We start from the raw sequence: 26,956 nt of genomic DNA, 5'->3' as shown, positions 1-26,956 counted from the left end.
TCACCCCCTCTTCTCGATGTTGACTTGGAAGGCCTTGGTTTCTGGAATCATCGTGTTGGCATCGCCGATGGTCGGCGTCAGCAGGTTAGCGCTGTCTCCGGCATTCGGCGTGCTCCAGCCATAACACCAAGGCAATCCAACCTGATGGATGGTCGTGCCCTGTACCTTGAAGGGGCGGAAACGCTTGGTGACAATGGCCACTGCCTCGACTTCACCGCGTCCCGAGGAGACTTTCACCCAGTCGCCGCTTTTGATCCCTTTTTCCGTGGCCAATTCCGGATTCATTTCAACGAACATGCTCGGTTGCATCTCCAGCAGCCAGGGGATGTTACGCGTCATGACGCCGGTCTGCCAGTGTTCGGTAACCCGGTAAGTGGTGGCCACATAGGGGTAGCGCTGGTCGCAGGAGTAGAAAACATCCTCCTCCAGCCCACCTTCTTCGTAGAAGCGCTTGATGACCGGGTTGTTCTTGGTGCCGGAAAGCGGATTCTTCTCGATCGGACACTCAAGCGGCTCGTAGTGTTCAGGAAAAGGACCTTCCTTCATCTTGGGCCCGAAAATCGAGGCAACCCCGTCGGGCAGCATAATGAAGGACTTTTTGGTTCCGGGCTGGTTGAGCGGCTTCCAGCCGCCGTCGGGAACATCCCCTTTCCAGCCGCTGCCGGTCCACCAGATCACCGGCTGCTTTTTGTCCCACGGCTGGCCATTGGCATCGACCGACGCACGGTTGTAGAGAATCCGCCGGTTGACCGGCCAGCACCAGCTCCATTCGGGATAAAGACCGATGCCGCTCGGATCCTTCTGGCTACGGCGAGCCATGTTGTTGCCCTTGCCGTTGTAGCTCTGACAATAGAGCCAATTGCCCGAATTGGTCGAGCCGTCGTTCTGCAGAAAGGCGAAGGAGGGAACCAGATCACCTTTTTTGTACTGCTTGCCCTTGATGACTTTATCTTCAAGGAAGTAGCCATTGATCTCTTTGGCAACAGCATGGATATCCATATGATCGATCTTACCGTCGACCCCCTTGAAACCGTAATTCCAGGTCAGCTTGGTAATCGCCTCGGGGAAGGCACCGCTTTCCTTGCGGTAGAGTTCGGCAACCCGGAAATAGAGCTCGTTCATCACCTCCGAATCATGGCGACTGTTGCCGAGCGGTGGCACCGCCTGATAGCGCCACTGGGCCCAGCGACCGGAGTTGGTAACGCTGCCTTCCTTTTCGAAAGAGGCAGCGATCGGCAGGAAGAACACCTCGGTGTCGATCTGGCTCGGGTCCATGCCCGGTCCCTTCCAGAAACTGGCGGTTTCGTTGTCAAACAGGTTGACGGCCACCATCCAGTCAAGTTTGGCCAGCGCCTTGCGCACCTTGTTGGCGTTACTTCCCGAACAGGCCGGGTTCTGCCCCCAGGCGAAGAAGCCCTTGATACCACCTTTGAACATCCGGTCGAAAAGCATCAGCCAGCTGGCATTCTGGCCATCATCCAGTTTCGGCAGCAGACTGTAGCCGAAATCCTCTTCGGCACTCAGGCCGTTGTCGAAGTGGGCGCGCAGCAGCGAAGTGATGTACTTGCTGCGGTTGCTCCACCAGTTGGCGCTGTCCGGATCGTTGGTCTGCGGCGTGCTCTTCTTGATGTAGGTCGCCAGATCGCCCCAGCTCGATTTCGGCGTCGGCAAATAGCCGGGCAGGATATGGAAGAGCAGGCAGTGGTCGGTCGAGCCCTGCACGTTCGACTCGCCACGCAGGGCGTTGACCCCGCCACCGGCCAAACCGATGTTGCCGAGCAACAACTGGATGATCGCCATGGTACGGATATTCTGGGTTCCAACGGTGTGCTGAGTCCAGCCCATGGCGTACATGATGGTCGCCGCTTTACCGGCCTTGCCGGTCGAGGCGTAAGGTTCATACACTTGGGTCAGCTTCTCTTTCGGCGTACCGGTGATATCGGAAACAACATCGAGTGTGTAGCGGGAGAAATGCTTTTTCAGCAGCTGCAGCACACAGTTGGGATCCTGCATACTCGGGTCGGACTTGGGCACCCCGTTGCCATCGCGCTGGAAAGACCAGGTCGACTTATCGTAGCTACGCTTGTCGGCATCGTAACCGGAAAACAGCCCGTCCAAATCGCCCGGCATCTTGAACTTGGGATTGACCAGGAAGGGCGCATTGGTGTGCAACTGCATGTACTCGGCGTGATAGAGCTTATTTTCGATGATGTACTTGATCATGCCGCCTAAAAAAGCGATGTCGGTGCCGCTCCGCAAGGCGGCATAGACATCAGCCTTGGCGCTGGTGCGGGTAAAGCGTGGATCGACACTGAGCAGCTTGGCGCCTTTTCCCATCGCTTCCAAAACATATTTAAAGGAGATTGGGTGATTCTCTGCGGCATTTGAACCCATCACCAGAATAACATCAGAGTTGCGGATATCGATCCAGTGATTGGTCATGGCACCACGACCGAACGAGGTCGCCAAACTGGCAACCGTGGCGGAGTGTCATATTCGCGCCTGGTGTTCTATGTAGACCAGCCCCCAACTACGCAGCAGCTTCTGGAACAGGTAGCATTCCTCGTTGTCCAGCGCCGCACTGCCGACCGAAGCGAGCCCATCGGTGCGGTTAACCACCTGCCCCTTGGCGTTGGTCTCCATAAAGGTGGCGTCGCGGGTCTCCTTGATCTTACGAGCGATCTGCTCAAGAGACCAATCCCAGGAAACCTTCTTCCACTCCCTGGAACCCTTGGCCCGGTACATCGGTTCAGTGATGCGGTTTTCGTTGTGACGCAGCTGGTAGAGGGCCGCCCCCTTGCTGCAGAGGGTCCCGCGGTTGATCGGATGATCTGGATCCCCCTCGGTGTTGATTACTTCGCCCCCGCGGGTGTGAACGATCAGGCCACAGCCAACCGCACAATAGGGGCAGATGGTGATGGTCTCCTTGGCATACTGGATAGCCAACGGCGCGGCATAGGCCTGGGCCGGCTTTAAGCCGACACCGACGATCGATGCGCCGATAGTCCCACCGGAGAGCTGCAAAAACGCTCGTCTGCTAAGCTCCATATGCTTTCCTCCTTGTTGGTGAGTCGGGATATAAATCCGGCAAAATTCACAGGCTGACCAGGTCGATCCCTCGCAACCGTAGATCGCTGTGAATCCCGAACACAATTCAAAACAACGCTATTTGGTAGCTAGCAAGCCAGATTCTCGGCAGTCAAAGTGCCACTGAAACAATAAGTTGGGCTCAAAACTTCTTTCTATCAGCGCTCATCAAAAAAGGTCGGATGCTGTAAATGTATTCCCGCCCTAGGTCATAATGACTCAGCTGGAGATCGGAGCCCTCATTAGAGTATAACTTGTAGCGGAATCTGCTTGATTTGCAAGCGTATGCCCATAAAAGGGTGATGAATGTCTGGTTAACGTGCAAGCTCTTTAGCAAGCAACGTTCCTCCAGGCATAAAAAAAGTCGAAGGTTGAGCGGGAAAAGAACGGCAAGGCCACCTTGCACCTTTCCGAAATCGCTCCCCTTGGGTCTGTGCTAAATATTGCGCATTGCAGTACACCATATCGATCATTCGCAACACTTATCAGCAGTTGTGACAGGTGCTCGGTGTGACTGTCAGGCCGCTTCAGGCCGTTTTGCAAATATCCTGTCGAAATGGTTTGTCATAAATTTATAGGAATTTTGCCAGGCCGCCAGACTGTCCTACAAATCACTGCTTTAAACACGCGAAAACCGCACGGATACCAGATCGTGCGGTTTTCTTGGTTTTCGGCATTAATCAGACACTTTTTACTGGAACCCGCGATATTCAATGAATGGCCGACCTGGCCAGTTCTCCTGGATTGGGTCTTTTGTTGTTTAGTGGTCGATAGGCTTTCCACCGTATAATGATTCTCTGACATTGACTGGTTGTGGTGGGAGGGATGTAGCTTTTTTGTGCTGTAGGGGGACATTTCCTGATGACAATATATCTGCCATCAAAGTGATCTGTAGTCTCTTTTCTACAGCGTTATCTCTTATTATTTTTGACCACAAATTCATACATGTAACCTCTTGAGAGGGACTTCTAAGTCTACTCAAGATCCTCAAGATGACCATGGTTTACAATATTAAATAACACTGAACATAAAAAAGCTCAGAACAGCGCAGAGGGGGGCTCGGTTTGCAGTATTTAGCGGTCATCTTTTACTGGAAGTGGCGATATTCAAGACATGCTCGGCCTGCCAGATTCCAACACTATAATTCAATGTGGAGCAACTTCCGAGACGTTTACGATTGATCGTCGGTTTGGGTCAAATACATCCTCGATCAACGTTCGACAAGTCAACACTTGTTGGAATAAGGTCGGTCAGAACCCACTATTTTGGTACTGAAGTCTGATCGATCCGATATTCGTTTTCAAAAGGGAACTCCTGATCGTGGAAATAAAAGTCAGGGACGTACCTCCCGGATCATCTCGGCCGGACTCTGCCCGAAATAGCGCTTAAACTCGCGACTAAATTGCGAAGCGCTTTCATAACCGACCCGATCTGCCGCTACATAGGCTTTCATCCCATCCTGTAGAATGAGATCTCTCGCTTTGTTCAACCGGATTTTTTTGAGGTACTGCAGTGGAGAATCGGATGTGACCTCCTTGAAAGCACGGTGAAAGGCGGAACTACTCATGTGGGCCTGTTGTGCCAGACGTTCGACATTAAGGCTGGTAGCATAATTGTGCTGGATCAGTTTCAGAGCTCGTGCGACTCGTCCGAGGTGACTGTTGTGCGCAGCCAGAGCGTAAAGGACGTGGGCCTGTTTGCCAGCTAAGGCACGAAAGAGGATCTCTCGCAGCAAGCCTGTTCCGAGCACTTGAGTTTCGGCCTCAGACTGCAGGCATTTAAGCAACCGGCCAATGGCATCGCTCATCTCCGCTTCCAGCGGTGCCGGACCTATCCCGCAGGGCAGACGAGTGTTGTTGTGCACCGTAAGCTCTTGATTCTGCCCCAGTTTAGCGATCAACTCATGCAACAGCGGCAGGTCGACATCGATATATAGACCGAGTAACGGCTCGTCAGGGGTGGCGAAGCTTGCACACTCGAAGGGCATGGTGACCGAGGTGACCAGGTAGTTATTGGTATCGTAGGAAAAGGATTTGTCCCCCAAGTAGCCGATCTTGCTCCCCTGCACCACAATGCAGATGCCCGGACCGTAGATCAGCGGGCAGCGGGGTATGGTTTGTAGCGCCTTAAAAAAACGCACGCCGGGCAGCCGCGATTCGGAAAACCCTTCGGCAAGATCAAACTGCTGCATCAGCTCTGCAAGTTGCGACATAGTGCTTATCCTCTTGGCGAATAATTATGTAATTGGACATGAATTTTATCATTTGAATGCCGAAAGGTCTAGCTTGGAGCAGGAATAGGCAATACTTTGGCAGCATTGGGTATTAACTCTTTACCGCGCAGTTCCTATACTCACAAATAGCAAAAACAACATTCATCATCACGATTTAAAAAGGGAGCGCAGATGTTAAATTTTAATTTTTACAATCCGACCAATATTCTCTTCGGCAAAGGTCAAATGAGCGAGCTGGACAATTTGGTGCCCAAAGATGCCAAGGTGCTGGTTACCTACGGCGGCGGCAGTGTTATCAAAAACGGCGTGCTCGACAATGTAAAAGCTGAGTTGGCCAAATCCTCACGCGAGGTTCTTGAGTTCGGTGGTATCGAGCCGAACCCTAAATTTCCAACCTTGATGAATGCTGTGAAAGTTGTACGCGCTGAAAAGGTTGATTTCCTGTTGGCCGTCGGTGGTGGCTCGGTCATGGATGGCACCAAATTTATCGCCATTGCTGCGGGTGCCGATGATTTTGTTGGCCAGGAAGAAAAACTGATGACTTACGGTTTTGCTCCGGTTCCAGTGGACAGCGCTATCTCTATGGGCACCGTGGTCACCTTGCCGGCCACTGGTTCCGAAATGAACTGCGGCGGCGTGGTGACTCATGGCGAAGATAAACTGCCGGTGTTCAGCCCGCATGCTTATCCCAAGTTTTCGATTCTAGATCCGGAATTAACCTATACCCTGCCAGCGATCCAGGTTGCCAACGGCGTAGTTGATACCTTTATACATACCGTTGAACAGTACATTACCTATCCAGTAAACGCGGGGTTCCAGGATCGCACCTCCGAAGGGATACTCCAAACTTTGGTGGAGATCGGTAAGCAAACGGTGGCTGATCCGACTGATTACGATGCCAGGGCCAACCTGGTTTGGTGCTCAACCATGGCACTAAATGGCCTGATCGGTGCTGGTGTCCCGCAGGACTGGAGTATTCACATGATTGGGCATGAAATGACCGCCCTGTTCGGTATCGATCACGCGCAAACCCTGGCGGTGATCACCCCGGCCATGTGGCGGGTCAGACGACAGCAGAAGAAAGAAAAGTTGCTACAATACGCAGAGCGGGTCTGGAACATCAGCGCTGGTTCCAAGGATGAAAGAATTGATGCCGCAATCAACAAAACTGAAGAATTTTTCCACAGCCTCGGCATCAAAACCAGATTATCCGATCATGATATCGACGCAACGGGAATCGAACGGATTATCAAGGGGCTGGAAAAGCACGGCATGGTTGCCCTGTCTGAACATGGTGATATCACCCTGGATGTTTCCAGAAAAGTTTTACAGGAAGCACTGTAAGGTTCCTGCTATCTCCACTGTAGGTATTTTAGACTTACCACTTTAGAAACAAGAATCGCCCATGATTACCAGATCATGGGCGATTCTTGTTTTGGAGGGCTTTTAGGAATTGTCTACATAGGCACAAATCCATTTTTTGATACCTGTGACTCTATTTGAGACACATCCCACTTGGTGTATAGGACGGAAATTTAACCCAGGCAGCATTCTATGAAAGTGGGGAGTGTCTAGGATTCTCGTGGCGATTCACAGACGTTTTTGACGGGGTCAGCAGTGTTGAGAGAAAGAAACCTTGTTCAACGTCCGATAAGTCGACACTTGCAGGAAGACCGGTCACAACTTACTATTTTTGAAAATCGCCGAACACCAACAAATCCATCGTCAAAAATAAAATACCGATTTATGGTGGACGTAAAAAAGACCCGATCCATTGGACTGGGGCTCTTCTGAATTATTACTTCACAGCCAATACTGCCTAATATTTGTGGGGCGATTCAATCCTTCTTCTGACTTACATCAAGCCAAGCGCCAATCAGTTCAAGTGCGTAAGGCTTGTGGAAGACCTGACAACCTATCTGGGCGGCTATGCCTAAATCATCCGTGGTCCAGTATCCGGAGATGATTGCCTTGCGATGAGCTGGGATTTTACAGCCGTTGCACCGCTGAAGTTCCAGAAAGTCTAAACCGGTCATGCCCGGCATCTGGTTATCTGTGAGGAGGACATCGTAGCAGGGAACCTCCATCGGGCAACAGTCTGCCTCCTGGATCGTCATGTTGCAGGTTGCCTGAGGAAAGGCGTCGACCTCGAATTGTTGCTCGATCAGTATTTCAGACAGCAATTCGAGGCAGAATTTGTCGTCATCAATAGCCAGAGCACGTCTTTGCTGCATAGCTGTCCCCCCCCTATAGGGATTTTTAAATCCTATAAGGAAAACGGCTAATGTCTAGGGAATTGAAGTCCCTATATAATACTGTATATTTTAGAAACTCTGTTAGGGGACTTTAGCCCCAAAGGAACCTCTGCACTGAAAGTGCAGAGTGGTTGGGTTGATTAAAGAAAGACCCCTAGAGGCAACACAAGGGGCTACATGTGTATATAAATAGTAAAATAAAATCATCTATAGCTATTTTTTCTTTATGTGCAATCTCAATTGCCATTTTTGGTTTGCTTGGATATCTTCCTGGATTTGGATTGCTGGGCAGTATTAAAGAAGACTACATCCCTATGGCTCCGACTACTGCAATCAGTTTCATTGTGCTCGCGGGTATTTTGCTTAATCAGTTTCTGCGGTCTCTCTCAGAATCGAGCCTCCGTATATTCGTTGCTCTGACAATGGTCGTTACTCTATTTGCCGCCCTTGAAGTTGTCGGGTATTTCACAGGCATGGACCTCAATTTCGAGGATATTTTGGTTCCGACTGCCGGACATCTCGGCGAGATACCCATCGGTCGTATGTCTGTGTTCACAGGAGCCTTGTTCTTGCTTTCAGGTCTAGCTGTGCTTGCCCTGCTCTGGCGCGTCCGAGCAAATAACAGCGGGACCAGTCTGGGGGACTTAATTGGGGCCTTGGGTGTCATAACATTTGGCACAGCCGTCGCCGTCTGTCTTGCCTATCTCTTTGGAAGCCCGCTTCTATACGGACAAGGCGCTACTATTCCGATGGCCTTGACGACGGCATTGGCCTTTATCATGCTCGGTGCCGCAATAGTTCGCGCTTCTGGCAAAGGATCGATCCCTCTACGTTGGCTCTCTTTCACTATTGGCCCTGGAACTAGAACCGGGATGAGTGAGGGGAGACGGTTGTTTTCCTTGGCCCTGGTAATGGTCCTAGTCTCTTTAATGGTGATGACTATCACTATTGTCATGCTTTATCGTTCTAATATCACGGAGTACAGAGAGCAATTAGCGTCGACAGTCCAAATCCAAGCCCGCTTAATAGAGGCAGTCGCGCAACACGATCCTCTTCATGATAAAGATGTATCAGGAGCTTCTTCACAGGCAACTATGGGTCATATTATCGATGCCCACGCCAAATTCGCAAGATTTGGCACAACGGGAGAGTTTGTATTAGCCCGTCAAACCGGGGATGAAATCGAATTCATCGTGCGAGATCGTTTTGATTCGACTGTGAATCAACAGCCAGTGGCTTATGATTCCGCTCTGGCAGAGCCGATGCGATTAGCTTTGCAGGGACTCTCAGGATCAATCATTGGCCTTGATTATCGTGGTGACATGGTAATTGCCGCTTACGAGCCTGTCGCCATACTAAATGTGGGGTTAGTTGTCAAAATCGACCTAGCAGAGATCCAGGAACCCTTCATAAAAACTGGTCTCATAGCAGTTACATTTGCTTTGATCCTTATTCTAGGCGGTACTGCTCTATTCTTCCACCTAGGCCGACCGATTATTACTAAGTTGAGGGAACATACTCAGGATTTGGAAAAGGAAATCACGGAACGTAAACAAGCGGAAGAAGAAAGGGGCAAGCTTGAACACCAGATTAAACAGACCCAGAAGATCGAATCGATAGGACAACTGGCGGGCGGCGTGGCACACGATTTCAACAACATGTTAGGAGTTATCCTCGGCCACGCGGAACTGGCGATGAGGAAAGCGGGACCTTCCAGCCCTTTTATTCCAGATTTAGAGGCAATTAGATCCGCAGCCAATCGATCCGCCGATCTGACCCGGAAACTGTTAACCTTTGCGCGTAAGCAAACCATCGCGCCCAAAGTGCTGGACCTGAACGAAACTGTGGCGGGAATGCTCCAGATGCTGCAACGGCTCATTGGTGAAAATATTCAACTGTCCTGGAATCCGGAGATAAGCCTCTGGCCGGTCAAGGTCGATCCCTCACAGATTGACCAGATTCTCGCCAACTTGTGCGTCAATGCTCGTGATGCAATCTCGGGGACCGGCAAGATAACGATCAAAACGGCGAACAGCAGCATGGACGAGAGCTTTTGTGTCTCGCATCCAGAGGTTGTGCCAGGTGATTACGTCCAACTCTCTTTTAGCGACGACGGCAAGGGGATGGATAAGGACGTGCAGTCCCATGTCTTCGAGCCGTTCTATACCACCAAAGGAATTGGCGAGGGGACCGGTTTGGGATTGGCCACAGTCTATGGTGCTGTCAGACAGAACAGCGGTGCTATCACTCTGTACAGTGAACCGGGGCATGGAACGGTCTTCAATATCTACCTTCCTCGGGTGATTACAGCGATAGACGTTGTGCCGGAGATAACAGCAGAACCGCTGCAACCTGGAGCCGAAACAGTTCTGCTCGTCGAAGATGATAAAATGCTTCTTCAATTAAAAACATCCATGCTCGAAAAATGCGGTTATACGGTCTTGCCCGCGTTGACACCTGGCATTGCCCTGTCCCTGGCCCGGCAATACACAAGTCCGATTCATCTACTGCTTACCGATGTGATCATGCCTGAGATGAACGGCAAGGAGTTGTCGGAAAAAATTACGGCCCTGCGGACTGAGACAAGGGTTATCTTCATGTCCGGCTATACGGCTGATATCATCTCAAGACAAGGCGTTATTGAGGCGGGAGTTCATTTCTTGCAGAAACCAGTTTCGTTAGAAGCACTGACATCAAAAGTGCGGGAAGTGCTGGACCATTACTGAACCACAGATGAATCCCGAAGTGTTTCAAATAGCACACCCATCAACAGAAACCCCGTCTCAAGTATTGTAATCCTATTGCAGCACACTGATCGAGGACCATGCCAGCATCAAGGCTTCGACCAACTCAAAGTGACTCGGATGTTGTTCCAAATTGATTAATGGGTCGACAAGATACCAAATCAGGCAAGGCTTACTGATCGCGTAATCCAATACGTTGAGCAATAGATTGTTGGTCAATGATTTTCTGCCAAACAAAAGCGTCTCGGAAGTTGCTCTACCTACATTCAGGATATGTTGACCTTTGCAAAGAGCAGATTCCTATAGACCCTGCAATCCAATACACGCAGGGAACTTTTCAAAATTCAGCAATTGTGGAAGGTGAAAATCGCCCGAACGGGCAGAGGATGATTTTTTCAGATGTAACACCATTTTCAAAACTTAGCAGTTGTGACTGGCGACCGGCGTGACCGAGAAGTCTCTACGATTCGTTTCACAAATATCAGGTCAAAAGGGGTTGTCATATATCCATAGGAATTTTGACGTGTGACCGAACCGTCCTATCAGTCACCTGTTTAAATACGTAAAAAGCCCACGGTTACTATATCGTGAGCTTTTCTTGGAATAGGGCATTAATCAGACAGGCTTTCTCTAGTTGAGCCTTAGGTGCAGGCTCCCTTGATCACGAAATAATCGTTTTTTCACCATACAATTCCTGCCTAGGATCAATCGGTTCCTGAGAAACAGATGATATGCGTCGGTATTGCAAAGAGTCAGAACCTGGCGACAGTACTCCAGCCAACAAGGCGAATTTCAGGTCATTGCCGCTGGCATGTTTTGTTATTTTTTTGTTGAGCCTAACCCAAAACCTCAAAGCGATTTCCTTTCCAATTTTCATAGCTACGAGTGTACGAAAAAAGAGCTGGGCAGTTAAGTATATTAATATTAAAAGAGTCTTCTGGGTCAGTGAGAAAGGGACTGCTGGGAAACCTGAACCTAGACATCAGGTTGTCACTCATTGAGGCATCTTTACTGGAAGTGGCGATATTCAAGACAGGGCGGAACGAGCTAGAACCAGACCCACAATTCAATATGAAGAAACTTCCGAGACGTCCATGGCGGGTCAGCAGTGTAGCGAGAAAGCAACCTTGTTCAACTTCCGATAAGTCGATACTTGCAGGAAGACCGGTCACAACTTACTAGTTTTGAGAATGGGAAATGCTTGTTCAACTGGCGGCAATTCAAATTGCCCCACAGCTTGCGTAATAAAAGCAGCCTCCCTTCATTCGTACAGGGAGGCTGCTTCATCTTGTTTATTTTGCTTTGCCAACGATCTTCGGCAGGTGGCCTTTACCGTTCCACTCAACCCATGAATAATCATAAACGCGTACGTTCGGGTAGTTAAGGGCCTTGAGAACGAAGTAGGTATTGGCTGCGTACCAGCCGGTGTTGCAGTAAACGATGATTTCCTTGTCTGGAGTTACACCTAACTCCATGAACTTCTCTTCCAACTCAGCCGGATCCTTCAGGTAGGTTTTGTGTTCCCAGTTGGCCAAGGTAAAGGCATTAACTGCGCTCGGCAGACGGCCACCAATTTTGGCCATCGGATGCTTAGTATCGCCCTTGAACTGCTCTGGAGGACGGACATCCAGCAGTACAGTGTTCGGGTTGCCCATTTTACTCATGATGTAACTGGAGGTTGCCAGCAGTTGCGGTTGGACATCGGCAACAAACAATGCAGGCTCTATGGTATTGACGGTTTTTTCAACCGGCAGCTTCTTCTTGGTCCACTCGGGCCAGCCACCGAACATGATTGCGACGTTATCGTGTCCGGTGTATTTCAATTCCCAGAACAGACGGGTTGCGGTGTCCTCAATGTCGTCATAGAGGATAACCATGGTTTCGTTATCGATCCCGAGCGTCCGACCGAACAGTTCTTCTTGGGCTTCAAGCTGGCGACGGACACCGACGGTATCCCAAGCGCCTTTGATGCGCAGATTTGCATCGATATTAAAATAGACAGCTCCTGGGACATGGCCTTTGTTGTATGCCTTTTCATCCAATCGACAGTCGATAATCTGTAGTTTCGGGGCTTTGGCTGTCGCCAATTCTGCAACTTGCTTGGCCTTGACAAAGACCTTCTCCGCAGCAGCATCAGTGGCCGCAAAGGGGATGATGGTCAGCATCAGTGCAGCGATCAAAAACAGATGGGTCAAATGTTTCATTCTTTTCTCCTTTTACTCACTTTGAGATTTATGGCCGCAAGTAGCCCCGTTAAAAATATCCGCCTTTTTTCTTCTTTGATTTTTTCGGTTCTGCCTGCTCCTGCTTTTCCGGGATCATCTTATACGCAACGATAACCTTCTTGTTCGCTTTACGGAATTCCGCTTTAATTTTCTCCTCGGTCAGGAACAGCTCTTCGTTGCCGTGACAGTTGTTACATTCACGGTTCTGGGTGGTCTTCTTTTGAATATTGTGTGGCGAGGCATACTTCCAGTTATTGAGCCGGTCGAAACGGGGCAGAAGGTCCTTGCCGTAGAAATCAAATGAAGTCGGTACTGAAGGAGTCCGGCGGAGCAAGATCCATTTTTCCGGGCGCTTGTCGGTCTGATCAGGATTTATACCGATGCGGAACAGCTCTTCTTCGTCCGGGTTCTTGAAATAGGCCAAGCCCTTGTCATCCAAGCCGACATGACAACCGTAACAGTTGGCGTAGGGTTGGGAATGGCAGACGTAACAGGAAACTTTTTCGCCATGAATGGCATGCTGCTCGATACTGTCGTCCTGCTCGTGGCAATCCTGGCAGCTGGAGAGTCCTTCGACATCATAACGGTCGCGATGATCGGTCTTGCCGTCACCGTGAAGATCTTTGCTGCTGTGGCACGACATGCAATCCATGTCGTGCTTGGTGTAATGAGCATCGCCGGACCCGGTCTTGCCGGTAAACTCGTTGCCGACCCGACTGCCGTGGCAGGCCGTACACTGGTTGGTCTGATCCGGGGTTTTATTGAAATTATGCCCGGCGATGAAACCGCCTTTGGCAAAATTGGGTCGGCTGATGTGGCACTCTCCACAGCTGGCATGACAGCTGTAGCAATGATTGTCCATCCCCTGATTCAGCATCTGTAACTGTGTCTGGTCTGTGGTGGCTCGTTCATGAACCATCGGACGATAGGTTGCTAAGGTGTAGTGGAGAGAGGTTTTGGCTAGTTCTGCTTCCTCAGCATGACATTCTCCACAGGCTTCCACCGCATTCGGGAAAGTCGGGTCGGCTTGCATGCCGACGTGGGCTGCGTTCATTTCTGCGGCTTTACTGTTTCCGCCATGGCAATCGATACAGGCCATGGAACCGTGGGTTGTTTCCAGAAAATCTTTGGCGACCAAAACTTTTTCGTGCAGCTCCAACGGAGCCACAGAGCCGCCTCACCCCTTGCCCGCAGTTTCGGCCGACCCAACTTCCTTCGGTATTGTCTTGGCGACCGCCTTGAGTTTCTCGATATCAGTGTGGCACGAAACACACTGAGAGGCCATGACTGAGCTGGTTGCCAGCAGCATGAGCACTGCCAGCAACAGGGTTACCTTCCCTAGCTTGGGCATTGAACTACTCCTTTGTTTTAATAATAACAAACCTGTCTGGAAATCTTTGACAAAAAGGAAACCGGGGAGAATGAAGGTTTTCGCCAGGAACGCGCTGGTTACAGCCTTTGGTATTGATCCAAAGGGCTGATGCCGCCGCTAGAGAGACACCGATATCTCCCGCAAAGCCCCCCTGTCCCCCGAGAAATAAACGGAAAGCACCGGCAACCGCCGCACTGAGGTATGCAGCTATTGGCCCACCAAAGAAACCGCTCAGTGCGATGATCGCATTTCTTTGATCAACAATGACACCTTTGAAAATAGGGATTTTGGCACACATGCAGCTGATAGCGAACATACCGAAAACCAAGCCAAGGAGCAGTAGCCGCATGTACCAAGGTGACTTTTTGTGTTGAAATATCAAGTAGCCATAGACACCGACAAGGCCGATAAAGATTGCCAGGTTGTTGAAAAGCGCAAAAAAGAGATCTGCTCCGAGAATCATAAATTGAATCCCCCCTGGGGATGGTATGCTGTCGTTAATGATGCAGCTAGGGTAACTTTGAGTATAGACAAACAGTTCAAGATCTCAAGGCATGTGGCTGCTAATAAATTAATCTGACTTGCTAGGGCTTTACTGTTTTGTGCGTTATGGCAAAGAGAGGGAATTCACAATTTTCTTTTTACATTGCTTTGGAACACACAGATATGTAGTTGTGCAAGCGACCGGCGCAAACGACAAGCCCCTTTCTTTCATTTCGCAAATATCCATAACTCCCAATCTCAACCAGCAGCGTCTCCGGCAGAACAATTGTCAAATTTGAGTTGCCGATTTTTGGAATATAATAAAAACCATATCTGACCGCCTTGGGGCATCTAAAATTGCAATAGGGAGCGCTAATGATACAATGTAGATCTAGACAGTAACTGTTTCATTACTGAATAGGGGGATGGGTCTATGCTGCTACGTGTTGAGTATTTGGATGGCACGCTTGGTTTTGTGAATGAACCAATGTTGACATCCTTGATCGAATCCAGACTGATCACAAAATTCATGCGGTCAGATGTTTGGTTTGATATTGATTTGCCGCAAGTTCGCAAGGCTGACAGACCAAGAAATCATAAGGTCCAGGAGAGAAGATCGCACTTAAGGGAAGATCCCGACAGCCCTATTTATTCAGATTTACTCTTTTAGAAAACATCCTCTTTCCTTGTGCGGTTACCTAGCCTGACCTAAAGCACCACTCCCCCCCCAGGTATAGATCAGAACGACGACTATCTTCAGAATTACTAGTTTTGAAAAACAGCCAGATTCCACGGAAAACCGTTTTCAAGAGTGAAATCCTAAGTTTTGATAGTTGCGAACTAGCCGAGCATGTTGGATTGCGGGAGTCCTGAGACGCCCCCCCCCCCTCTGCCTTTGCTTGGGTGTGATAGTATCGAAAACATTTCGGTTTCCTGCAGAAGCCTGGAAATTAGGCCAAGGCTGTGGCAGTCAGGGGATGAGGGGGCTCCGCTGTGGCACCTGCTAGAGTTGCAACCGCAGATCTGACCCTTTGGCCCAGGACAAAACCGTCTTCCGGGTAGGGTTTTCTATGTTCATGCAAGCTGAAGCCGCTTGAGCGAAGCACAGATAGCACCACCACTGATGTCTGGGATAATTCTCAATGCGAGTTCCGTCACCCCACTGAGATCAACCATGTAGTCCTCTACCTCATCGGTCGTGCTTGGCGGGCTGAAACTGAACTGCTGACGTACAATCTCCTGGGGGCTCTGGCGGTCAGCCACTGACCAACACAGCACGAACTCTTGCGTGCGGGCTTGTTTTTTTTCCGCGAATTCCAGGTGGATCCGCCTGATTCTCAGCGGTTCGACAAAGAGAAGACGAATTGTCTGCTCCCCGGGGTGCATTGCTCGCCAGCCAGGCCCGGTGCCGGGAATGATGGCTGACTCGATTGGGTGGGCAGCATCTTCGGAAGTAAGCTCGATCTCCGCGAGAGGTTCGAGGTTCAACCAGCCCTGTTCGGGGGGGGATATTTCCTTCGAGCTTTGCTTGGTAATCCGTTTGCGCATCAACACACCTCTCTCTGGTTCAGGTAAAAAGAGCCTTGTCGTCTTAAAGGTTGGTCATTCCAGTAAAATAGGAATAGCCACCGCGTCATCAAGTTCAGGCCGGTCGTTGGGATTGTCCTTTTTGAGAATAATCCAGCCCCAGCCTTGATCGTGAGATTTTGGGACGTCAAGGATCCCAGTGAAGGAGACCCAGTCTTTGGTCATCCAGGGCCCCTGCGCGGTCGCAAAACCCTGGCCGAGAATCTGCCCCGCGGCATCGGTCAGCAGTAGGGGGAAATCTCCTTCGAAGTACCAGGCGCCCCTGGCCTTTCCGGTCACTTTGAGCAGGGTAGCGATGCGCTCGCCCGGTGCTGGGCTCTCCACGACAATGAGCTCGTTGCGGCAGTAGCCCCGGGGGTCGGCCTCCAGCAATTTGTCGGCTCGGAATGCCGCTCCATAGTCATTGCCGAATCCATCTTCAGGGCGCGGAGCGGAAACACCGGTCAGCACCATGAACAGCGGGGCATAGGGAGGGAGATCCGCAAGCGTCTGCTGATAGACCGCCATGATCTCCGGCAGCGCTAGTGAGTCCCCAAGCAACCAACGCTGCGCCTTCTCCCGGCATGGCAGGAATGATCGGACCTCGTGTCCGATAGTTACCCATCCTTGCTCAAGCCTGCTGCCCTCACTGGCGGAGGGGATTTCTTCCAGACGGCCGTACTTGATGTGTAGACGTTTCGTCTTACTGACCGAGGGTGTGTCGACCATCGGTTCATTGGGCCGGCGATCGCTGTATAGAACAACGATGCGGCCAGTTCGGATCTCGATAGCTTGTGGCGCAATCCGGTCTCCAAGAAACACCGCATTGGTCCCCTGATACGATCCATTCAAATTGAGGGCAGCAGACAGATAAAAAAAAGACCCGCTGCCGCCGTCTTGCTGGACCAGCAGCAGCACAGCATCCAAATCGCCATTACCATCCAAGTCTCCATACACAGGTTGGGCGGATAGTTTCGTAATGGTTTTCGAAGACGTGCCGGGAACAATCATCGTCTCCGCACGCCCGTTGGCAAGGCGCACCCACTCATTCTCGATCCGATAAGTACCGTTTTCTGGATTCAAGGCCTTCCGTACTTCGGCATGAGCGTCTCTCTGCTCGCCGCTATGTTGAGGACCGGAGCAGCCAAAAAGAACAGGTAAAAACAGCAGACCGAGAAATAAAGAATTGGTCATTTCTGCCTCCTGATACCTCGCAACCTATCGCACAACAACCTGCCCCTCGCCAACCCGGATAAACCTCACACCGGTGCGTGGAATCACCGCAATCGCCATGGCCGCCCGATCTTCGATCGGTAGAGCCGACATTGTCTCCATGGCGAGGACCTCGGCCATACCGTTCTTGAGGGTCACCCTGAAGATGTTGGTGCGGTTGTAGAAATTGACGTTGCGGGTAAAGACAACGATATTCTTGCTAAAATCGACCTCGGGCATATTTTCGCCCGGTTTAAAGGTCTCCCAGACGGCGGCGAAAGAGACATCATCGCCAATAACTCCGATCGAAGAGTGCCTCTGCCCATCCGGCAACCGTTCCAGTTGGGCCACAGGGTAATCCCCACTCCAAGTCTGCAGTATGGAAACTTCCTTGGTGAGGTTGTGTTCAGGTGCTGAGATATCCGGGCTTGAAGGGTTGTCCTGCAAGGCTTTCATCTGCTTCATTTGGCCTTCAGTCCCGCTGCATCCTGTGGTCATGGAGACAGCCAAGAAAGTTGAAACGAAAATGATTTTGTAAGGCAGCATGAAATCCATGATTTTTGTCCTTTTAGGGTGCAGTGGTAAAATTGCTACGAAACGTCAATGAATGAGTACTTTTGCCGTGTTTGGAGCAGTGACCACCAGGGTGAAGCAATATTTCTAATTACACAACTTTACCATCATTAATTCCAAGATATCCTGCAATTCAACACACTCTCACCTTTAGGCAGCATGGTCTCTACCAACATGCTAGGCCTTTCTGATAAGTTGCCCCCCTCCCCAATCTTGGCCACATTGCAGAAGTGTAATTTGTGGATTCCTACAGCCCCCACAACCCAGAACTCCGAGTGCTCGTTTGCCAAGACATAGCAGTTGTGGAAGGTGACCAGCATAACCGACATGCCCCTTCAGTTCGTTTCGCAAATATTCTGCCAAAAAGGGCTTTCATATATCCATAGGAATTTTGATGAGGCCGGATGTCTGATAAATCACCTGTTTAAATACACAAAACGCCCACGGCTACCTCATCGTGGGCGTTTCTTTGAATAGGGTACATATCAAACATGAACTTACTGGAAGTGGCATTATTCAGGACATACTCAATCTGGCTGACATCCTGACCGTCAAAACAATACTGAACAACTTCCAATACACTTTCGACTGATCGATAATTGCGGGCTAAATCACCCTCGATCACTGTCCAGAAAGTGGGCACTTGTCGGAATCAGGCCGGTCAAAATTTACTATTTATAAAACACTGAAAGCCCACGGATACCATGTCGTGGGCTTTTCCGTTTTTAACACCCCACGGCAGTGCTCTTTATGCAGTGTTAATCGGCATGCAAATTCGACCCATTTAGAGATGAAATCGGCGTTGAAAATTGACCCACTCCGCCTTTGCCTTCCGTCGTATTGGCAGAGAGTCAAGTCGTTCCTTGCTCACGGATGCCGGGTCAAACTTGAAAACCGACCAACGGTCAGGTCAAGACTTGAAAGATGATTTGCATTCAAATAGGTATGATGCTATCTATAATTCATGGACTATTTATCTTCACCTATTGATCGGTGTAATTTCGGGTTTCGACTTGTGGTATTGGGCCGGCGCTGGCGTCAAGCCATTGACAAAGAGATTCAGGCGGTTGGCCTCACCGATGCCACCTGGCGACCACTCCTGCACCTTTATCGTCTGGGAGATGGGATCCGGCAAAAGGATCTGGCCTCGTCCATCGGCATCGAAGGCCCGACGATTGTTCGCCTGCTGGACAGCTTGGTTGACCGGGGTCTTCTTGAACGAGTCGAAGTCCCCGAAGACCGCCGGGCCAAGTCACTTAGATTGACGGAGGACGGACGCCAGCTTGTCTTGGGCATCCAGAAAGTCATAACAACTTTGGAAGATCAGATAGTGAGCGGGCTTTCCGATCTTGAATTCGCTCAGTGCGGAGGATTCATTGGTCGCATAGAATCGGCACTGGACGAATGTCTCCGGCAACGCAAGTAAATATGGCTGTTCGTCAAAGACAGAAGCATCGGACAGTTCAATATCAGACGATGACCGCTCCCCTGAAGAAATTAGCCGATTAATCTATCCTGAAGGATATGAGGTCGTATAAAGGACTGGAATCCGGCATTTCTGGAAAAACGGTCAGACCCACCTTATTTCCATTCCGAGGGAAACATGAAACGCACCGACAACCTGAATGTAAAGAGTTTTACTTCAATAACCTCACCGGAGAATATTAAGCAAGTTTTTCCTCTTTCAGAAAAAAATGCTGAGTTTGTCCTCTGCTCCCGTCAACAAATCAAAGATATTCTTTATCACCGGGACCGGCGCATGATGGTTGTCGTAGGGCCCTGTTCGATTCATGATCCCAAGGCGGCTTTGGAATATGCCGACCGTCTGGCACAGTTAAAGAGTGAGGTTGAGGATCAACTCTGCTTGGTCATGAGAGTCTATTTTGAAAAACCTCGAACCACCGTAGGGTGGAAGGGCTTGATTAACGACCCGGAACTGAACGGAACCCACCCGATTTCCAAGGGTCTGGGATTGGCGCGCCAGTTGCTGTGCCGCATCAACGACCGGGGCATTCCGGTTGCTAACGAAGTACTCGACCCATTCGCCCCTCACTTCCTTGCTGACCTCATTAGCTGGGGGGCGATTGGTGCGCGGACCACCGAATCCCAGATCCATCGTGAAATGGCCAGCGGTCTTTCTTTTCCGGTTGGCTTCAAGAATAGTACTGACGGTAATATCAATATTGCGCTAGATGCCATCAGTGCCGCCGGTCATCCCCACAGCTTCATGGGGATCAACCGCAAGGGGACCATCTCCATTATTGAAACCACCGGGAACCCGGATGCCCATATTGTCCTCCGCGGAGGCAATAACAAACCAAACTATTACCCCGAAGACATTCAAAAAATCGAAACTCTCATGGAGAAGGCGGGCCGGATACCGGCCATCATGGTGGACTGCAGTCATGGGAATTCACTTAAGGACCCCGAACGGCAGCAGGAAGTTTTGACCCAGATTGTCGATCAGGTGGTCCAAGGCTCCCGCTCCATCCGCGCGCTAATGATTGAGAGCAACCTGAATGCGGGGAATCAACCGATCCCTAATGATGACAGTCAGCTCAGGCATGGTGTGTCGATAACGGACGCCTGTCTCGATTGGGGAGCGACTCGGCAGATGCTGCTTGAAGCGGCCAAACGGCTCAGAGAAATGAAAACCTGAGACAAGAGCTGTTCTCTCGGTAGAGCAAAGGTGTTCTTGGATGTTACCTCTTTAAACACACGAATCGCCCACGGATACCAGATCATGGCCCATTCGTGCTTTGCTGCATTTATCAGACAAATTTTACTGGGAGTGGCGATATCCAAGACGGGATCGATCTGGCCGATTTTCTAACCCATTAAACAATGTGGAACAACTTCCGGGACGTTTTCGGCTGATCGTCAGGTTTGGGCTGAAACCACACGCTATCAACGGCCCATAGGTAGACACTTGTCAGAATCAGGTCGGTCAAAACTTACGAAATTTTGCAAAACAGCCAGATTCCACTAAAAGTTGTTTTCAAAAGCGAAATTCTGATTTTTGAAATGCCTGATCTGTGCAATTGCGTCCCTAGGCGAAGCAGGTTTCCATTCCAGCACCACATGCAAAACGGCCCAACCATTTAAAATCAGGTTGGGCCGTTTTATCTTGCTGATGTAGGGTAATTAAACAAACTGAAAGTTAGTTCTCCCCCCCTGACATATTAAAATGACGCCGCAGATGGCCATTGAGCTGCTGTTCGTAATCGGCCTCGAAATCTTCCTGATAAACCAGCGAAGAAGCAATCTCGCTGGCGAGGATTGCCGCCCGGTATTTCTCTGGCAGCTGTGTCAAGCGCTTGCGGTAGCGGGCGGTTTCGCGCAACAGCTTCGGCAGGTGCGCAAGCAGCGCCTTACGGTAGAGCGGCTTGTTGCCCAGCTCGGGGCGCTGCTGAAAATAATCGAACAGCCTCGCGTAGTGAGCGTTAATCTCGGTCGACAGGGCCGCCGAGATATCAGTGTAACTGAGCGTCCCGTCACTTTGTTGGTGACGGCGGAAAATCAACCGCGCTTCTTCGGCGGCACGTTTTTCCAGAATCTCCAGCACATCGCCGACATACTGCTGTTTTTTAGCGATAAACTCCTTCTCGCTCATCAGCAGGTTGGCGATGATCTCGTAGGAGGATGAGATGACCCCGCACTTGTTGGCCGATGCGTCGCGCATGATGATGATTCCGGCTTTTTGCAATTGATCACGAGCCGCCGGAGTGATATAGGAGTTGGCCCCTTCGATGATCGCTTTGGCGCTCGGTTTTCCGTTCGGCAAAAACTGCTCCCAATTTTCAATATGGATCGTTTCCGGACGACCGCCGGCCGGGATAAATAGGTCCGCCTCGACGGTGAAGATCAAACTATTGAATAGCCGGTAGAACTCATCGACAGTGATCCATTCTTCGGACAGTTCTCCATCCTGCATCGTCACTTTGCGATAAAGTTCCCGCAGCCCTTCTTTGTGGGTATGGGTACGGAAAATCATCATTCCGCCGTCGTGCAGCGCAGCGGGGTCGAACTGATCGATATCGCTCTTTAAAACCACCTGCTGCAGAGCTTCGATATCCGCACCTTGCTGATCAACCAAGACCCCGGTGCCGTCGAGGATCATCCGGATTTGCACCTGTGGGCAGCGCTCCATCAGCAGCCGCAGGGCGTTTCCAGCGACGTCGCCGCCTGGTCCGCCGGTCAGCTTGACGCTGAACGGGTCGCTGCGTATGTCAATCCCCAGTTGCGCCAGGGTGATGTCAGCAAAGGTGATAACGCCGGTCGAGGTAACACCAAACTCCTTGTGGTTGATGCCGAACTGCTTGCTGGAGATGACGCCCGGGCCGAGCAGGTAGCCGCGCTTCTCGGAGATGCGGGCGATCAGCTCAACCATCTCGTCGTGCATGTTCTCGTCTGGACCTAGCTCAATCGGCTCGTCCTCGCCGTAGTAGTCGACCACCCGCGGATCGCGGGCCCGGCCGTCTTCGGTGACGAAGATATCGAGAAACGCCTGGATGAAACCGTACTGCAGCTTGTACAGGCGGCGGGTGACGGTCTCCGGATCGGTCAGATCGGCGGCGTCGAGAGCCACCACCATCTTTGACCCCCCTTCGTAGATATCCTTGTTTTTCAGGTGCTGGGTGTGGGCCAGCACGTAGTTCTCGCGGAAAATGGTGTTGGCGCTGGTGATGTAGTCGTCACGGTTCTTCGCCATCACCGTTCGCCAGCCACCGCGGGCGATATCGGAGAAACCGATATGGTAACCGCAGCCGTGCCGGGCGAAGAAGAAGGTCACCCGGAAAGGTCGCTCCGGCGGCAGGTCGTCAGTAAACTCGCTGCCCAACTCTTCCAAATAGCCCGGATGCAGGCGGAAGATCAGAGCGTGTTTTTCACTGACGAAGAAGTTGGTCTTCAGGGTGTGAGTGACAAACAACAGGCAGCAGCGGTAAATCGCCCGGCGGATACCGTCGAGGTAAGCGTGACCAGTATTGTAAGCGGTGATCGCCTTTTCTAACTCGGCCAGCTCCTCCTGATAGTTGGCTTCCCGCTCCGGAAGCTGCGGCTCGAAGCGGATGCGGAACAGTGCCACCAGTTTCAGGGCCATCTCCGGATCGGCAGTAAAACTCTCCTCGACCTGCTGGTAATTGAAGCGATCCGGCTGGTTGTGGCCAAGGGAGGTATGACAGAAACTGGCAAAAGCATTGATCAACGCCGCGTCGACCCCGGCCAGCTGCCCCTGAGTCACCATCCGATAGGTATCGGAGGCGGTGGCCAAAATCTGGGTATTGAACAGCTCGTGCTCCAGCTGGTTGTAGAGGAACCCATCTTTGGCGAGTAGTTTTTTGCCTTCACCACTGACGTAAAAAGTTCCAAGGAAATAGGGATGAACGCCGTTATGAATGGTCAGGCAGTAGGCCCGTTTGATGCCGACCTGCAAACGCTGATAGACTTCCATCACCTGCTGCAGAAAATCGAGCTGTGGCGGGTTACCGGCAGCGAACATGATCCGGTATTCCGGATTCTCCATGGTTTCTTCGGCGACTTCGACATCGAGGTAAACCCCGCCATGAGCGACGGCCTGGTGATAGAGCCAGATGATCTGCGCCACCCGGCGGGCCGGGGAATGACGGACATAGTCCTCATTGTTCAGCCAGATCAAGCGCAGTTCTTTTTCGAAACGGGAGAAGTCGTAATGCGGGTAACGCTTTTTCAGCGCGATGCGCACCTCTTTCTGGATCCGTTGAGGAATCCTGACCTCTTCCCCGGCAATGATCTCCTCCGCACTGCGCCTGTCGAACTCGAAGCGCTGCAGCTCCAGTTCCTCTCCAACGCCAGGGATCGGCGCGTAAGAATGGGTGAACTGGGCGTAGGAGATCTCCCGCTCGCGCAGCAGTTTCAGGGTGCTGTAAAGCGACCCCGGCTGATTGAGCCGGGCGAGGATCAGCGTCTTTTCGGTGTCACGCAGAACCAGGCGCTTGTTGATCTTCAACGCGGGGAGCTGAAAGGCTAGTGAACCGATTGCCTCTGCCTCGTCATGCATGGTGATCGACAGATAGGGGTGCATCTGCTCCTGCAGCCACTGCAGGTTGGCGCCGGAGTCGAGGCTGCGGGCGGTGATCGATTTGGAAACCTGGCGGAACCAGCGGATTTTTTCTGCGTCAGTCATCAGATATCCCTTTCAGCCGTTATAAAATCATGCCACCGATGATAAATGCGAAGGTAACGGACAGCGCTATAGTAACCACCCCAGGAATGATGAACGGATGATTGAATACATATTTCCCAATCCTGGTAGAACCAGTATCGTCCATTTCAACTGCCGCAATCAGTGTCGGGTAGGTTGGCAGGATAAAAAGCGCACTAACTGCCGCAAATGAAGCAACGATGGTAAGCGGGGCAACCCCTAATAGGACTGCCGTTGGAATCAACGCTTTAGTCGTTGCCGCTTGGGAGTAGAGTAAGGTGCTGGCAAAGAAAAGGACAACTGCTAACATCCAGGGGTAGACGTTAAGCAGGTCGCCAGCGAATAATTTTATTTCTTCTATGTGGTTTGATACGAATGTATCCCCGAGCCAAGCAACACCAAGTACGCAGATGCAAGCACTCATGCCAGACTTGAAAGTCGAAGTGTTTAGAACTTTTGCGGATTCGATTTTACAGAAGAAAGTGATAAAGGTAGCTGCTGCTAGCATGAAGAGCATAATCGCTTCATTGCGTGGAACTATCGGGTTGGTAATGATGCCGACCTTAGTGCTGATTAGCGTTGCATAGGTGACAACGATAAGGATTGCTGAAAGGAAAATGGTAACCGAGAGCTTTGCTCCTTTTTTGACTTCTAGTTTGGTTTCTCCCCTCATCTTAATCAGACCCTTTGCTAACCTGTCTTGGTAGACTTCGTCATCCTTAAGATCTTTGCCTAGGAAATTTGCAACAAAAGCCCCGACCATACAGGCAAGAAAAGAAGAAGGAATCGATATCGCAAGTAGCTCCAGATAACCGAACCCTTGTTTTTCTAAGACACCACTTAAAAATACAACGGCTGCCGATATTGGTGATGCGGTGATAGCAATTTGCGATGCAACAACCGCGATACTTAGTGGTCTTGAAGGACGAATCCCTTGCTCTTTTGCCACTTCGGCGATAACCGGAAGAGTTGAGAACGCAGTATGCCCAGTCCCGGCAAGCAAGGTCATGACATAGGTAACGACTGGCGCCAAATAGGTAATGTGTTTTGGGTTTTTACGCAAGATTTTCTCGGCAACGCTGACCATGAAATCAAGTCCACCAGCCACTTGCATCGCCCCAATGGCTGCGATCACTGACATGATGATCAGGATGACATCGATAGGGATCGATCCTAATTTCAGTCCAAGCCCTAAAGTAAGAACGATAACACCTAATCCGCCCGCATATCCGATACCAATACTGCCGAGTCTGGCACCGAAATAAATGGCTCCGAGTACGACGATAATTTCTAGCAATAACATCTTAGACTCCTTTTTTAGTTCTAACTGTTTAATCAGTTTCCAGATGAAAGTGCTTGTCGAAAATATCTGGAACAGGCGACCTGGTCCTCAAGTTGTGGAGATCGGGGCCACCTGACCCCGACCTCCGATAGCGACTAACTGATGAACTGTGGGTGCATCATGTTCTCGGCAGAGAGGATCTCGTCGAGCTTCTCCTTGCTCAAAAGCCCCTTCTCGAGGACCAGTTTGTAGACGGAAAGGTTGTTGTCGAGGGCCTCCTTGGCAATGGAGGTGGAGTTCTCGTAGCCGATGCAGGGGTTGAGGGCGGTGACGATGCCGATGCTGTTTTCCACCATCTGCCGGCAGTGCTCCCGGTTGGCGGTGATGCCGTCGATGCATTTCTTAGCGAGGGTCTTGCATCCGCGGCTCATGAGATTGATCGATTCGAAGAGGCTGTAGGCGATAACCGGCTCCATGACGTTGAGCTCGAGCTGTCCGGCTTCGGAGGCCATGGTGATGGTGAGGTCCGCGCCGATGACCTTGAAAGCGATCTGGTTAACCACCTCGGGGATGACAGGATTCACCTTGCCGGGCATGATCGAGGAACCGGGCTGCATCTTGGGCAGGTTGATCTCGCTCAGTCCTGCTCGCGGTCCTGCCGAGAGGAGGCGTAGGTCGTTGCAGATCTTGGAGAGCTTAACCGCCGTCCGCTTGAGAATGCCGGAAACGTGCATATAGGCGCCGGTATCCCAGGTCGCCTCAATCAGGTCGGTGGCGGTGGTTACCGGGATCTTGCAGAAGTTGCGCAGATAATCGGCCGCCAAAGCGGGGTATTCGTGGGGGGCGTTGATGCCGGTGCCGATAGCGGTGGCCCCGAGGTTGATCTCAAGCAGCAACTGCTGGGACTCCCGCAGGCGCAGAACGTCCTCGCCCAAGGTGGTGGCGTAGGCGCTGAACTCCTGGCCGAGGGTCATCGGCACCGCGTCCTGCAGCTGAGTCCGGCCCATCTTCAGCACGTCGGCGAACTCGACCCCCTTGCGCTTGAAGGAATCGCGCAGGGCCGTCATCTCCGTGAGGAGCTTGTCGATGACCATGTGCAGCGCGATTCTGAAAGCGGAAGGGTAGGCGTCGTTGGTCGACTGGGAGCAGTTGACGTCATTATTGGGGTGGACGATGTCGTAGCGCCCCTTCTCGTAGCCGAGGATCTCCAGGGCGCGGTTGGCGATGACCTCGTTGGCGTTCATGTTAGTGGAGGTGCCGGCGCCGCCCTGAATGCAGTCGACGGGGAACTGTTCGTGGAGCGCTCCGCCGATGATGTCGTCGCAGGCCTGACTGATCGCGTTAGTCACCTCGACGGAGAGGAGTCCCAGATCCCTGTTGGCGTGAGCGGCGGCCTTCTTTACGTAGGCCAGGCCATGAATCATCTCCGGGGTCGTAGAGATGGGGATGCCGGTGATCTCGAAGTTCTCCAGGGCACGCAAGGTCTGAACCCCATAATAGCAATCGTTGCTGATCTCGCGGTCACCGATGAGGTCATGCTCCATCCGGGTTTTGCTCTCTATTTCGATAATCTTTGCTGCCTCTGCCATGTCTCGCTCTCCTTCGTTTGGTGGGATGATCGATTTTTTTAGGGCCATTCGTTCTGGCCGTTCATAGACCGTTTCGCGTTCGCTTCGATCTTCTTATAGAGCAAGGCCGGTGCCAGTTTTGATTGTGGCTGGTAAGCTACTGGAATTAAATGGT

General features: G+C 51.3%; 18 protein-coding genes. 5 read left to right on the top strand and 13 right to left on the bottom strand.

The window, feature by feature from the left end; all coding sequences use genetic code 11:
• A complete protein-coding gene (gene fdnG / locus ACZ5PT_RS13610) occupies positions 1 to 3,048 on the bottom strand; it encodes a formate dehydrogenase-N subunit alpha (RefSeq protein WP_464263578.1) in 3,048 nt (1,015 codons plus the stop codon).
• A gap of 1,372 nt (positions 3,049 to 4,420) precedes the next feature.
• Positions 4,421 to 5,299 (bottom strand): AraC family transcriptional regulator, encoded by an 879-nt coding sequence (locus ACZ5PT_RS13605; RefSeq protein WP_464263577.1) that lies wholly within the window; start codon positions 5,297 to 5,299, stop codon positions 4,421 to 4,423.
• A 192-nt stretch (positions 5,300 to 5,491) separates the two neighbouring features.
• On the opposite strand from ACZ5PT_RS13605, the gene ACZ5PT_RS13600 reads away from it, so the two are divergent.
• Positions 5,492 to 6,664 carry an iron-containing alcohol dehydrogenase gene (locus ACZ5PT_RS13600; RefSeq protein ID WP_464263576.1) on the top strand — a complete coding sequence of 391 codons (1,173 nt, stop codon included), beginning with the start codon at positions 5,492 to 5,494 and terminating at the stop codon, positions 6,662 to 6,664.
• Positions 6,665 to 7,158: 494 nt separating this feature from the next.
• Here the strand turns inward: ACZ5PT_RS13600 and ACZ5PT_RS13595 are convergent, their stop codons facing one another.
• A complete protein-coding gene (locus tag ACZ5PT_RS13595; RefSeq protein WP_464263575.1) occupies positions 7,159 to 7,554 on the bottom strand; it encodes a response regulator in 396 nt (131 codons plus the stop codon).
• Between the two features lie 200 nt (positions 7,555 to 7,754).
• On the opposite strand from ACZ5PT_RS13595, the gene ACZ5PT_RS13590 reads away from it, so the two are divergent.
• Positions 7,755 to 10,301 carry an ATP-binding protein gene (locus tag ACZ5PT_RS13590; protein WP_464263574.1) on the top strand — a complete coding sequence of 849 codons (2,547 nt, stop codon included), beginning with the start codon at positions 7,755 to 7,757 and terminating at the stop codon, positions 10,299 to 10,301.
• A gap of 1,310 nt (positions 10,302 to 11,611) precedes the next feature.
• Here the strand turns inward: ACZ5PT_RS13590 and ACZ5PT_RS13585 are convergent.
• The 4 genes from ACZ5PT_RS13585 to ACZ5PT_RS13570 are packed head-to-tail and all read right to left on the bottom strand — an operon-like array spanning position 11,612 to position 14,379.
• Positions 11,612 to 12,523 carry a sulfurtransferase gene (locus tag ACZ5PT_RS13585; protein ID WP_464263573.1) on the bottom strand — a complete coding sequence of 304 codons (912 nt, stop codon included), beginning with the start codon at positions 12,521 to 12,523 and terminating at the stop codon, positions 11,612 to 11,614.
• 49 nt (positions 12,524 to 12,572) lie between these two features.
• Entirely contained in the window at positions 12,573 to 13,712 is a 1,140-nt protein-coding gene (locus ACZ5PT_RS13580) for a hypothetical protein (protein WP_464263572.1), read from the bottom strand.
• Between the two features lie 9 nt (positions 13,713 to 13,721).
• A complete protein-coding gene (locus ACZ5PT_RS13575) occupies positions 13,722 to 13,895 on the bottom strand; it encodes a hypothetical protein (protein WP_464263571.1) in 174 nt (57 codons plus the stop codon).
• A 4-nt stretch (positions 13,896 to 13,899) separates the two neighbouring features.
• Positions 13,900 to 14,379: a LytS/YhcK type 5TM receptor domain-containing protein gene (locus ACZ5PT_RS13570; RefSeq protein ID WP_464263570.1), complete on the bottom strand. Its 480-nt coding sequence runs from the start codon at positions 14,377 to 14,379 to the stop codon at positions 13,900 to 13,902.
• Between the two features lie 453 nt (positions 14,380 to 14,832).
• Here ACZ5PT_RS13570 and ACZ5PT_RS13565 point away from each other — a divergent pair, with 453 nt between their 5' ends.
• Positions 14,833 to 15,069: a GSU3473 family protein gene (locus ACZ5PT_RS13565; protein ID WP_464263569.1), complete on the top strand. Its 237-nt coding sequence runs from the start codon at positions 14,833 to 14,835 to the stop codon at positions 15,067 to 15,069.
• 404 nt (positions 15,070 to 15,473) lie between these two features.
• Here the strand turns inward: ACZ5PT_RS13565 and ACZ5PT_RS13560 are convergent, their stop codons facing one another.
• Genes ACZ5PT_RS13560 through ACZ5PT_RS13550 form a run of 3 tightly spaced genes read right to left on the bottom strand, consistent with a single transcriptional unit; the run spans position 15,474 to position 17,642 of the window.
• Positions 15,474 to 15,947 carry a hypothetical protein gene (locus tag ACZ5PT_RS13560; protein WP_464263568.1) on the bottom strand — a complete coding sequence of 158 codons (474 nt, stop codon included), beginning with the start codon at positions 15,945 to 15,947 and terminating at the stop codon, positions 15,474 to 15,476.
• 54 nt (positions 15,948 to 16,001) lie between these two features.
• Positions 16,002 to 17,159, bottom strand: a complete 1,158-nt coding sequence (locus tag ACZ5PT_RS13555) for a Gmad2 immunoglobulin-like domain-containing protein (protein ID WP_464263567.1) — start codon at positions 17,157 to 17,159, stop codon at positions 16,002 to 16,004.
• A 24-nt stretch (positions 17,160 to 17,183) separates the two neighbouring features.
• On the bottom strand, positions 17,184 to 17,642 hold the full coding sequence (locus tag ACZ5PT_RS13550) for a hypothetical protein (RefSeq protein ID WP_464263566.1): 459 nt from the start codon (positions 17,640 to 17,642) through the stop codon (positions 17,184 to 17,186).
• Between the two features lie 1,123 nt (positions 17,643 to 18,765).
• Here ACZ5PT_RS13550 and ACZ5PT_RS13545 point away from each other — a divergent pair.
• Positions 18,766 to 19,176, top strand: a complete 411-nt coding sequence (locus ACZ5PT_RS13545; protein WP_464263565.1) for a MarR family winged helix-turn-helix transcriptional regulator — start codon at positions 18,766 to 18,768, stop codon at positions 19,174 to 19,176.
• A 177-nt stretch (positions 19,177 to 19,353) separates the two neighbouring features.
• On the top strand, positions 19,354 to 20,409 hold the full coding sequence (locus ACZ5PT_RS13540; RefSeq protein WP_464263564.1) for a 3-deoxy-7-phosphoheptulonate synthase: 1,056 nt from the start codon (positions 19,354 to 19,356) through the stop codon (positions 20,407 to 20,409).
• 501 nt (positions 20,410 to 20,910) lie between these two features.
• Here ACZ5PT_RS13540 and ACZ5PT_RS13535 read toward each other — a convergent pair.
• From ACZ5PT_RS13535 to aspA, 3 genes are all read right to left on the bottom strand, one after another.
• Positions 20,911 to 23,913, bottom strand: a complete 3,003-nt coding sequence (locus tag ACZ5PT_RS13535) for an NAD-glutamate dehydrogenase domain-containing protein (protein WP_464263563.1) — start codon at positions 23,911 to 23,913, stop codon at positions 20,911 to 20,913.
• A gap of 19 nt (positions 23,914 to 23,932) precedes the next feature.
• The gene (locus ACZ5PT_RS13530; protein WP_464263562.1) at positions 23,933 to 25,234 is read right to left on the bottom strand and encodes an anaerobic C4-dicarboxylate transporter; all 1,302 of its coding nucleotides are present in this window, start codon (positions 25,232 to 25,234) and stop codon (positions 23,933 to 23,935) included.
• Between the two features lie 134 nt (positions 25,235 to 25,368).
• Positions 25,369 to 26,802 carry an aspartate ammonia-lyase gene (gene aspA / locus ACZ5PT_RS13525; protein ID WP_464263561.1) on the bottom strand — a complete coding sequence of 478 codons (1,434 nt, stop codon included), beginning with the start codon at positions 26,800 to 26,802 and terminating at the stop codon, positions 25,369 to 25,371.
• Positions 26,803 to 26,956 lie beyond the last annotated feature (154 nt).

The sequence above is a fragment of the Desulfuromusa ferrireducens genome (assembly GCF_055389805.1).
Note: the sequence above shows the minus strand (reverse complement) of the source record. Positions and strands in the feature narration are given on the sequence as shown.

Coding starts and splice junctions, on each gene's coding strand:
- ACZ5PT_RS13540 (WP_464263564.1), top strand. CDS start 19,354: ATGAAACGCACCGACAACCTGAATGTAAAGAGTTTTACTTCAATAACC.
- ACZ5PT_RS13605 (WP_464263577.1), bottom strand. CDS start 5,299: ATGTCGCAACTTGCAGAGCTGATGCAGCAGTTTGATCTTGCCGAAGGG.
- ACZ5PT_RS13575 (WP_464263571.1), bottom strand. CDS start 13,895: ATGCCCAAGCTAGGGAAGGTAACCCTGTTGCTGGCAGTGCTCATGCTG.
- ACZ5PT_RS13555 (WP_464263567.1), bottom strand. CDS start 17,159: ATGACCAATTCTTTATTTCTCGGTCTGCTGTTTTTACCTGTTCTTTTT.
- ACZ5PT_RS13530 (WP_464263562.1), bottom strand. CDS start 25,234: ATGTTATTGCTAGAAATTATCGTCGTACTCGGAGCCATTTATTTCGGT.
- ACZ5PT_RS13585 (WP_464263573.1), bottom strand. CDS start 12,523: ATGAAACATTTGACCCATCTGTTTTTGATCGCTGCACTGATGCTGACC.
- ACZ5PT_RS13565 (WP_464263569.1), top strand. CDS start 14,833: ATGCTGCTACGTGTTGAGTATTTGGATGGCACGCTTGGTTTTGTGAAT.
- ACZ5PT_RS13600 (WP_464263576.1), top strand. CDS start 5,492: ATGTTAAATTTTAATTTTTACAATCCGACCAATATTCTCTTCGGCAAA.
- aspA (WP_464263561.1), bottom strand. CDS start 26,802: ATGGCAGAGGCAGCAAAGATTATCGAAATAGAGAGCAAAACCCGGATG.
- ACZ5PT_RS13550 (WP_464263566.1), bottom strand. CDS start 17,642: ATGAAGCAGATGAAAGCCTTGCAGGACAACCCTTCAAGCCCGGATATC.
- ACZ5PT_RS13535 (WP_464263563.1), bottom strand. CDS start 23,913: ATGACTGACGCAGAAAAAATCCGCTGGTTCCGCCAGGTTTCCAAATCG.
- ACZ5PT_RS13595 (WP_464263575.1), bottom strand. CDS start 7,554: ATGCAGCAAAGACGTGCTCTGGCTATTGATGACGACAAATTCTGCCTC.
- ACZ5PT_RS13560 (WP_464263568.1), bottom strand. CDS start 15,947: ATGCGCAAACGGATTACCAAGCAAAGCTCGAAGGAAATATCCCCCCCC.
- ACZ5PT_RS13570 (WP_464263570.1), bottom strand. CDS start 14,379: ATGATTCTCGGAGCAGATCTCTTTTTTGCGCTTTTCAACAACCTGGCA.